Below are 2,420 nucleotides of genomic sequence, written 5' to 3'. Positions count from 1 at the left end.
AAGCCGCCCAAGGAGAAGGCCGCGCCGAAGAAGTCGATGGCCGACGAGGGGGCCAGCGAAGGCGACCGCATCGCCAACCAGTCGATCCGCGTCAACGTGGATACGCTGGAGCATCTGATGACCATGGTCTCCGAGCTGGTGCTGACCCGCAACCAGCTGCTGGAGATCTCAAGGCGCAACGAGGACACCGAGTTCAAGGTGCCGTTGCAGCGCCTGTCCAACGTCACCGCCGAGCTGCAGGAAGGCGTCATGAAGACGCGCATGCAGCCGATCGGCAATGCCTGGCAGAAGCTGCCCCGCATCGTCCGCGATCTCTCGAGCGAGCTCGGCAAGCAGATCGAGCTGGAGATGCACGGCGCCGACACCGAGCTCGACCGCCAGGTGCTCGACCTGATCAAGGACCCGCTCACCCACATGGTGCGCAACTCCGCCGACCATGGCCTGGAGACCCCCGCCGAGCGCACCGCCAACGGCAAGGGTGAGCAGGGCACCATCCGGCTCTCCGCCTACCATGAAGGCGGCCACATCATCATCTGCATCGCCGACAACGGCCGCGGCCTCAACACCGAGAGGATCAAGGCCAAGGCCGTCTCCTCCGGTCTCGCCACCGAGGCCGAGCTGGAGAAGATGTCGGAAGCCCAGATCCACAAGTTCATCTTCGCCCCGGGCTTCTCGACCGCGGCCGCCATCACCTCGGTCTCCGGCCGCGGCGTCGGCATGGACGTGGTCCGCACCAATATCGACCAGATCGGCGGCACCATCGACATCAAGTCGGTCGCAGGCGAAGGCTCCTCCGTCACCATCAAGATCCCGCTGACGCTTGCGATCGTCTCCGCCCTGATCGTGGAAGCCGCCGGCGACCGCTTTGCGATCCCGCAGCTCGCGGTGGTCGAGCTGGTCCGGGCCCGCGCCAACTCGGAGCACCGCATCGAGCGCATCAAGGACACCGCGGTGCTGCGCCTGCGCAACAAGCTGCTGCCGCTGATCCACCTGAAGAAGCTCTTGAAGATCGACGACGGCGCGGCCTCCGATCCCGAGAACGGCTTCATCGTGGTCACGCAGGTCGGCAGCCAGACCTTCGGCATCGTCGTCGACGGCGTGTTCCACACCGAAGAGATCGTGGTCAAGCCGATGTCGACGAAGCTGCGTCACATCGACATGTTCTCGGGCAACACCATCCTGGGCGATGGCGCGGTCATCATGATCATCGACCCCAACGGCATTGCGAAAGCGCTCGGCGCCGCCGGCTCCTCGGCCCACGACATGGCCGACGACAATGGCGCGCACCACATCGGCAGCGGCGAGCAGACCACCTCGCTCTTGGTGTTCCGCGCCGGCTCGTCCCAGCCCAAGGCGGTCCCGCTCGGGCTCGTCACCCGCCTGGAGGAGCTCCCGGCCGACAAGATCGAGTTCAGTAACGGCCGCTACATGGTGCAGTACCGCGAGCAGCTGATGCCGCTGGTGGCCATGGACGGCGTCACCGTCGCCAGCCAGGGCGCCCAGCCGATCCTGGTGTTCGCCGACGACGGCCGCTCCATGGGCCTCGTCGTCGACGAGATCATCGACATCGTCGAGGAACGGCTCAACATCGAGGTCGGCGGCTCGTCTTCCGGCATCCTCGGCTCGGCCGTGATCAAGAGCCAGGCCACCGAGGTGATCGACGTCGGCCACTTCCTCCCGATGGCGTTCGCCGACTGGTTCACCCGCAAGGAGATGAAGCCGTCGATGCACTCGCAGTCGGTGCTGCTGGTCGACGACAGTGCGTTCTTCCGCAACATGCTGGCGCCGGTGCTGAAAGCGGCCGGCTACCGCGTCCGCACCGCGCCGACCGCGCAGGAGGGCCTGGCGGCGCTGCGCGCGCAGAGCTTCGACGTGGTGCTGACCGACATCGAGATGCCCGACATGAACGGGTTCGAGTTCGCCGAAGTGATCCGCTCCGACAGCAATCTGGGCGCGATGCCGATCATCGGCCTCTCCGCGCTGGTGTCGCCGGCAGCGATCGAGCGCGGCCGGCAGGCCGGCTTCCACGACTATGTCGCCAAGTTCGACCGTCCCGGCCTGATCGCGGCGCTGAAGGAACAGACCGCGGGCGCCGCCGGCGCCTCCGAGCTGAGCCGGGCAGCGGCGTAACGGCTTTAGGGATCAGGAGAGACCGAGATGAGCAAGAAGATGCAGATCGGCGAAGGCGCCATGGTCGAGTACGTCACCGCGATGATCGGCGGCCAGCTGTTCGGCCTGCCGATCTCCCGCGTCCAGGACGTGTTCATGCCCGAGCGCGTCACCCGCGTTCCCTTGTCCTCGCGCGAGATCGCCGGCGTGCTGAACCTGCGCGGCCGCATCGTCACCGTGGTCGACATGCGCGCCCGCCTCGGCCTGCCCAAGCCCGAGGACGGCAAGGTGCCGATGGCGGTCGGCGTCGA

2 protein-coding genes are annotated in these 2,420 nt (G+C 66.9%); both read left to right on the top strand.

Going from position 1 to position 2,420, the window contains the following annotated elements; genetic code table 11:
- A partial coding sequence (locus ABID59_RS37330; RefSeq protein WP_354086666.1) for a hybrid sensor histidine kinase/response regulator occupies positions 1-2,130 on the top strand: 2,130 nt, incomplete at its 5' end.
- Between the two features lie 27 nt (positions 2,131-2,157).
- Positions 2,158-2,420, top strand: a 263-nt coding sequence (locus ABID59_RS37325) for a chemotaxis protein CheW (RefSeq protein ID WP_354086665.1), incomplete at its 3' end; no start/stop codon positions are given.

The sequence above is a fragment of the Bradyrhizobium sp. S3.3.6 genome, assembly GCF_040546905.1.
GTDB classification, from domain to species: domain Bacteria; phylum Pseudomonadota; class Alphaproteobacteria; order Rhizobiales; family Xanthobacteraceae; genus Bradyrhizobium; species Bradyrhizobium cytisi.
The sequence above is the reverse complement of the archived record's forward strand: the minus strand, read 5'-3'. Positions and strand labels throughout refer to the sequence as shown.